A 6,112-nucleotide genomic window follows, 5' to 3' on the forward strand; every position below is an offset into this window, starting at 1 on the left:
CGGTCGGAGATTTCACGTGCCGGCAATGGTGGCGGCCGCCGAGGGCGCGGGACCCGGGCGGCCGCGCGGTTCAGGCGCTCAGGTCTGGCACTGCTTCGTGGCCGCGGGCGACCAGCCGCTCCAGACGCCCCCGTCGGCCTTCGCGTGGACCCGGATCTCGACCTTCACCGGCCCGCACACCCGGGTCGTGCTTCCCACTTCGACGGGGCCGATCTCCTCGCCCGCCCGGACGTAGGAGCGTCCGCTGCCCACCTTCTCCCAGTGGCCGCCGTCGACGACCCGGAAGAACGCCTCGTAGGAGACGTTCAGCGCCTTCGTCCCGGTGTTGCGCGCCTTGATGTACGCCGTGATGTCCCGGGTGGGGAATCTGCCGAGGGACCCCCGCTGGGCGCTGACGCAGCCGTTGACCGCGACCCGGCCCGTCGACACGCCTCCGCCGCAGGACACCGCGGCGGCCCCCGCGTCGGCCGGGACGGCCAGCACGGTGAGCGCGGCCGCGCCCAGGATCGTTCCGGCTTTGCGCACGTTCAACGTCGCGTTCCTTTCGGTGAGCCCCCTGCTCCCGAAGAGACCACGGCCTGGCCCGTGCCGTGCCGCGACGAGCGGCCGGACCGGGTTTTTCACCCGAAGAGAGCCCCTGCCCGTCGGTTACCGAGCCGCCTACAGCGGCAGGACGGTGAGGACGGTGGCGTAGTCGAGGCTCGTGACGACGGCCTCGGTGGCGCAGTCGGTAAGGCCAGGTCGGCCGCGGTGAAGGTCTCCACCACCTTCTTGCCGAGGAATTCGCCGGAGGCGACCGTGCCGGTCTCGGTGAGGATCGCGTTGCAGCTCACGTCCAGCAGCGCGGTCACGTCCCGCGTGCCGGCCGTGGCGGCGGAGCCGATCATGGCGGGACCTTTTCCGGCGGAACGGAAATTCTGCGGGCTCACCGCAGCGTTCGGCCGCCGCCGGACGTCCGCGAATGCTCGGCGTCGGCCGAAAGCCGCCCATGGGCCACGAGGCCGCCGCTTGGCGCTGCCCGGCCTGCGGGGCGACGCTGGATGGAAGGAGGCCCGCCATGAACTCCCACGCCGAACCCGTGCAGCAGCCGGAGACCGACGACCTCGCGCGGCGCATCGGCCAGCGCCGGGTACAGCTGGGCATGAGCGAGAACGCCCTGGCCGTGCAGTCCGGCATGGCCCCCCGCTACCTGCAGCAGCTGTTCTCCCAGGGGCCCGGGTTCGATCCCGGCGGCTTCATGCGGATCGCCTCCGTCCTGGGGCTGAGCTACCAGGAGATGCTGGAGGGACGCGCCGACCCGCCGCCCGGGCAGGGCGCGGCGGCCAGTCATCCGGTGCTGATGCACCTGACCGCGAACGAGTGCTGGGACAAGCTGGGCACCCACGGGGTGGGGCACATCGCCCTGCCCGGCGATCCGGCGCCCGTGGTGCTGCCGGTCAACTACGTGGTCGACGGCCACGCGGTCCTCTACCGGACGGAGACCCACGGGCCGGCCGCCCCCGCCGGCGGCACGGAGGTCTCCTTCCAGGCGGACCGGATCGACGACCGGCGCAGCGAAGGCTGGAGCGTCCTGCTGTCGGGCGTCGCGGAACGCATCGAGGACCCCGAGGCGGCGCGGCGGCTCACCGAGCAGCACCCGGCGGAGCCGTGGGCCGGCGGCGCCCGGCGGCTGTGGGTCCGCGTCGAGGCGGCCGAGGTCACCGGCCGCCGCATCACCGGCATGTGACCCGACAGGCGGCGGGGTCCGCTCGCCGAACGGGTGTCCCGCGGCGTACCCCCGTAAAGTGGAAGCACGGGGTCCGATGCGCAATCACGGCCGCGCCCATCGCCCCGGCGGGTTCCCACCGCGCGGAGCGGGGGTCGACGGGCAAGCGGAGGAGCAGGTCATGCGCGCACACACCGGAGACTGGATCGTGGTGGAGTCGCTGCACCTCGGCGGGGAGCGCCGCCGGGGCCAGATCGTCCGCCTCGAACACCCTGACGGCTCGCCGCCCTACGTCGTGCACTGGACGGACCACGACCGGGAGACGGTGTTCTTCCCCGGCCCCGAAGCGCACCTGGAGTTCGCGGGGAAGTCCGCCGCGGGCGGCCACCAGACCTGAGCACCGGCCGGCCCCCCGGGGCCGGGCGGAGTGAGGAGAAGGCCCATGAAGGCGCTCGTTTTCCACGGTCCCGGGCAGTCCTCCTGGCAGGACGTGCCGGACCCCGAGATCCGGGACGCCACGGACGTGATCGTCAGAGTCGAGGCGGTCACCATCTGCGGTACCGATCTGCACATCCTCAACGGCGACGTGCCCGACGTGCGGCCCGGCACGGTGCTGGGCCACGAGGCGGTGGGCCGGGTCGTCGAGGCCGGCAGCGCGGTACGCGGCGTACGGCCCGGGGACCGGGTGCTGGTGTCGTGCATCTCCGCCTGCGGGCGGTGCCGCTTCTGCCGGGAGGCTGCGTACGGGCAGTGCAGCGGCGGCGGTGGCTGGATCCTCGGCCACCTGATCGACGGGACGCAGGCCGAGTACGTCCGCGTGCCCTTCGCGGACCTGTCGGTGTACCCGCTGCCGGAGTCGCTGGACCCCGGGGAGGCGGTGCTGCTGGCGGACATCTTCCCGACCGCGTACGAGGTCGGGGTGCTCAACGGGCGGGTCCGGCCGGGGGACACCGTGGCCGTCGTCGGGTGCGGCCCCGTCGGGCTGGCCGCGATCACGACCGCCCAGCTGTTCTCGCCGTCCCGGATCGTCGCCGTCGACCTGGCCGCGATCCGGCTGGACGCCGCCAAGCGGCTGGGCGCCGACGCCATCGCCACCGCGAGCGAGGCGGAGCAGCTCGTCGCGGACCTGACCGGCGGGCTGGGCGCGGACGTGGTCATCGAGGCGGTCGGGACACCGGAGGCCTTCGAGCTGTGCGCCCGCATGGTGCGCCCCGGCGGGCACCTCGCCAACGTCGGCGTCCACGGCAGGCCCGCGGCGCTGCACCTGGAAGACCTGTGGAGCAGGAACGTCACCATCCGCACCGGGCTGGTGGACACCTCCTCCACGCCGACCCTGCTGCGGATGCTCATCGACCGCAGGCTGCCGGCGTCCTCCCTGGTCACCCACACCTTCGAGCTGGGGCAGATGGCGGAGGCGTACGACATCTTCGGCCGCGCGGCCGACACCGGCGCGCTCAAGGTGGTGCTCGGCGAACCGCCGCACGACACCGTGAGCGTGCGGACCGGCGGACGGGCCTGAGCGCCCGGCGTGACGGCGTCACCCCGCCGGGAGGTCGAGGGTGACCGAGCTGCCCGGCGGCACCGTCTCCAGCCGGTCGCCCAGGGCGATCCGCAGCGGTGCCTGCGCCGACTCCGGGGCGCTGACGTGCAGCTGCCCGTGCCGGACGGTGAGCCCGACACCCCAGTGGCCGCGGTAGCGCAGCGACAGGTGGAAACGCGAGAGGCCGGGCAGCGGCACCGGGTCCAGCCGCAGCGCGTCAGGCCCGGGGTCCAGGCCGGTCAGACCGCGCTGGACCAGGTCGAGCGTGCCGCCCATGGCGCCCAGGTGGATGCCCTCGCCCGTCGTGCCGCCCTGGACGTCGGCCGCGTCGCCGAGCAGCGCCTCCTGGACGTAACTCCACGCCTCCGACCGGCGTGACCTGGCCAGCACCCAGCCGTGCACCAGCCCGCTCAGCGTCGAGCCGTGGCTGGTGCGCCGCAGGTAGTGGTCGACGGTCCCGGTCCACAGGTCGTCGTCCAGCCGGTGGCCCAGCCGTCCGAACAGCGCGGACAGCTCCGCGGGCGGGAAGAGGTAGCCGAGCATCAGCACGTCCGCCTGCTTGGAGGCCTGGTAGCGGTTCACGCTGTCGTCCTCGGCCTCCAGGATGCGGTCGAGCCGCCTGATGTCGCCGTACCGCCTCCGGTAGCCCTCCCAGTCCAGCTCGGCCAGCTCGCCGTACCCGTCGAACTGGCTGATGACGCCGCTGTGGAAGGGCACGCGCAGCCGGCGTGAGACGTCCTGCCACCGCTCGGTCTCCGACGGTTCCAGGCCCATGCGCTCGTACAGCTCGGCCCTGCGCGGGGCCGGCAGGGCGTCCGCCAGCTCCAGCGCCCGGGTGAGCACCCACGCGGCCGTCACGTTGGTGTACGCGTTGTCGTCCAGCCCCGGGTGTGCCGCTCCCGGATAGGCGTCGTGGTACTCGTCCGGACCGACCACCCCGAGGATCCGGTAGCGCTCGTGCGCCGGGTCCCAGACCGCGGACCGCGCCCAGAACCGGGCGATCTGCAGCAGCATCTCGGCGCCCTCCCCGTACAGGAAGTCCGTGTCGCCACTGGCCGCGCAGTAGTGCCACACGTTGTACGCCACGGCGGAGCCGACATGGTGCTGGAGGTGGGAGTGGTCGGGGAGCCAGCGGCCGGACCGCGGGTTCAGGTGCAGGCGCTGGGTCTCCTCCCGGCCGTCGCTGCCGCTCTGCCAGGGGTACATCGCACCCGCGAGGCCCGCGTCGGTCGCGGCCTGGCAGGCCGCGCCGAGCCTGCGGTGGCGGTACGCCAGCATGGCCCGCGAGACCTCCGGCAGGTGCAGGTTCAGGAACGGGAGCACGAACAGCTCGTCCCAGAAGACGTGCCCGCGGTAGGCCTCGCCGTGCAGGCCCCTGGCGGGCACGCCCACGTCCAGGCCCGCCGTGTGCGGGGAGAGCGTCTGCAGGAGGTGGAACAGGTGCAGCCGCAGCAGGTGCCCCGCCTCGTCCCGCACGTCCACCTCCGCCCGCTGCCACAGGCTCTCCCAGGCCGTGGTGTGCGACGCCAGCAATTCGGCGAAGGCCGGGGCGCGGCCGGCCCGCTGGACCGCGGCGCTCACCGGGTCGCTGATCGCGGGGTCGCGCGAGGTGTGCACCGCGACGGTCTTCTCGACGGTGACAGGCCGCACCGGTGACGCCGGCCGCCGCAGCCGGTGGACGGCGGTGCTGCCGCCGGGGGCCGCGGGCGGGGAGAGCGGCGGCGAGCCGTCCACCACCCGGGTACGGGCCGCCATCGCGACCTGGATGTCGGAGGTGGAGGTGCGGCAGCTCAGCCAGACCGTGTCCGCGCCCGTGGCGCCGCACTCCACGCCGGTGAGGTGCCGGCCGTCGAGGCCGCGGTAGCGCTCGACGCCGTCGTTGCACACGTTCCCGTCGAGGGCGGACTCCACCTCCAGCTCCCCTTCCCAGCCCTCCGCGGTGACCGTGAGCCGCTGCCCGGCCAGGTGCGGGTCGCCCATGTGCACCACCCGGGTCTCCTCGACGAGCACACCGCGCCCGGCGCCGTCCCGCAGCCGCATGCGCCGGGTGTACACGCCCCGCCGCAGGTCCAGCGCCTGCTCGTAGGCCAGGACGGAGCAGTGGTCGGGGCTGAACCAGTCGCCGTCGACGGCCCGCACCCGCAGCCGGAGCCAGTTCGGCAGGTTGACCATGTCCTCGTTCTCGACCGCGCGGCCCGCGACCTGCGACGTCAGCCGGTTGTAGCAGCCGGCGGCGTAGGTGCCGGGATAGTGCACGGCGTCGGCGGTCGACTCGGCCGCGGCACCGCGGGTCGCGAAGTACCCGTTGCCGAGCGTGCACAGCGCCTCGCGCAGCCGCTCCTGTGCGGGGTCGTACCCTTCGTACCGCCAGGTCCAGTCCGGCACGCCGGCATCCCTTCCGCGTGGGCACCCCCTCCCATCGCACCACGTCCCGCACGGGCCTGCCGTGCCGCCGGCTTCCGCCGCGTGACCGGGCGGACCGGAGAGGGCGCGGCGCGCTGCTGGAGGAGCGCGACCGGATCGCTCGGGACCTGCACGACCTGGCCATCGAGCGGCTGTTCGCCACCGGGATGACGCTGCAGAGCGCGGTGCGCTTCGTGGACCACCCGCAGGCCGGCGAGCGCCTGCGGTGGCAGGTGCCGCTGGTACCGGACGGCGCCTGAGCCCGGACAGGCCGTTGACCGGGCGCTGCCCGGGCTCAGCGGCCCCGCTCGGGGCTGCCGTGGCCGGCGATGACCGCGGCCTGGATCCGGCGCTCGACTCCCAGCTTGCTGAGCAGCCGGGAGACGTTGTTCTTCACCGTCTTCTCCGACAGGTAGAGCCGCTCGCCGATCTGGCGGTTGGTCAGGCCCTCGCCGATCAGCGCG

7 protein-coding genes and 1 pseudogene are annotated in these 6,112 nt (G+C 73.9%); 4 read left to right on the forward strand and 4 right to left on the reverse strand.

What is annotated here, in order from left to right; genetic code table 11:
• Positions 1-78 precede the first annotated feature (78 nt).
• Positions 79-525: a hypothetical protein gene (locus NFU81_RS38715; protein WP_251501413.1), complete on the reverse strand. Its 447-nt coding sequence runs from the start codon at positions 523-525 to the stop codon at positions 79-81.
• Positions 526-620: 95 nt separating this feature from the next.
• Positions 621-887: a phosphofurin acidic cluster sorting protein gene (locus NFU81_RS38720; RefSeq protein ID WP_251501362.1), complete on the reverse strand. Its 267-nt coding sequence runs from the start codon at positions 885-887 to the stop codon at positions 621-623.
• A 170-nt stretch (positions 888-1,057) separates the two neighbouring features.
• Between NFU81_RS38720 and NFU81_RS38725 the strand changes: the two genes are divergently transcribed.
• The 3 genes from NFU81_RS38725 to NFU81_RS38735 all read left to right on the forward strand — a co-directional run bounded on the left by NFU81_RS38725 (position 1,058) and on the right by NFU81_RS38735 (position 3,224).
• Positions 1,058-1,726, forward strand: coding sequence for a helix-turn-helix domain-containing protein (locus tag NFU81_RS38725; protein ID WP_251501364.1), 669 nt, complete (start codon positions 1,058-1,060; stop codon positions 1,724-1,726).
• Positions 1,727-1,886: 160 nt separating this feature from the next.
• Entirely contained in the window at positions 1,887-2,102 is a 216-nt protein-coding gene (locus tag NFU81_RS38730; protein WP_251501366.1) for a DUF1918 domain-containing protein, read from the forward strand.
• 45 nt (positions 2,103-2,147) lie between these two features.
• Entirely contained in the window at positions 2,148-3,224 is a 1,077-nt protein-coding gene (locus NFU81_RS38735; protein ID WP_251501369.1) for a zinc-dependent alcohol dehydrogenase family protein, read from the forward strand.
• Positions 3,225-3,242: 18 nt separating this feature from the next.
• Here NFU81_RS38735 and NFU81_RS38740 read toward each other — a convergent pair whose 3' ends face one another.
• Positions 3,243-5,630 (reverse strand): glycoside hydrolase family 65 protein, encoded by a 2,388-nt coding sequence (locus NFU81_RS38740; RefSeq protein WP_251501371.1) that lies wholly within the window; start codon positions 5,628-5,630, stop codon positions 3,243-3,245.
• A gap of 110 nt (positions 5,631-5,740) precedes the next feature.
• On the opposite strand from NFU81_RS38740, the pseudogene NFU81_RS38745 reads away from it, so the two are divergent.
• Positions 5,741-5,872, forward strand: a pseudogene (locus NFU81_RS38745) (histidine kinase); the annotation flags it as partial.
• 71 nt (positions 5,873-5,943) lie between these two features.
• Here NFU81_RS38745 and NFU81_RS38750 read toward each other — a convergent pair.
• The coding region (locus tag NFU81_RS38750) for a response regulator transcription factor (RefSeq protein WP_251501416.1) at positions 5,944-6,112 on the reverse strand (169 nt) is incomplete at its 5' end.

The organism is Actinacidiphila cocklensis, assembly GCF_907177275.1.
Taxonomy (GTDB): domain Bacteria; phylum Actinomycetota; class Actinomycetes; order Streptomycetales; family Streptomycetaceae; genus Actinacidiphila; species Actinacidiphila cocklensis.

Excerpts from the sequence above, each read along its gene's own strand:
- NFU81_RS38725 (WP_251501364.1), top strand. The coding sequence starts at position 1,058 with ATGAACTCCCACGCCGAACCCGTGCAGCAGCCGGAGACCGACGACCTC.
- NFU81_RS38720 (WP_251501362.1), bottom strand. The coding sequence starts at position 887 with ATGATCGGCTCCGCCGCCACGGCCGGCACGCGGGACGTGACCGCGCTG.
- NFU81_RS38730 (WP_251501366.1), top strand. The coding sequence starts at position 1,887 with ATGCGCGCACACACCGGAGACTGGATCGTGGTGGAGTCGCTGCACCTC.
- NFU81_RS38735 (WP_251501369.1), top strand. The coding sequence starts at position 2,148 with ATGAAGGCGCTCGTTTTCCACGGTCCCGGGCAGTCCTCCTGGCAGGAC.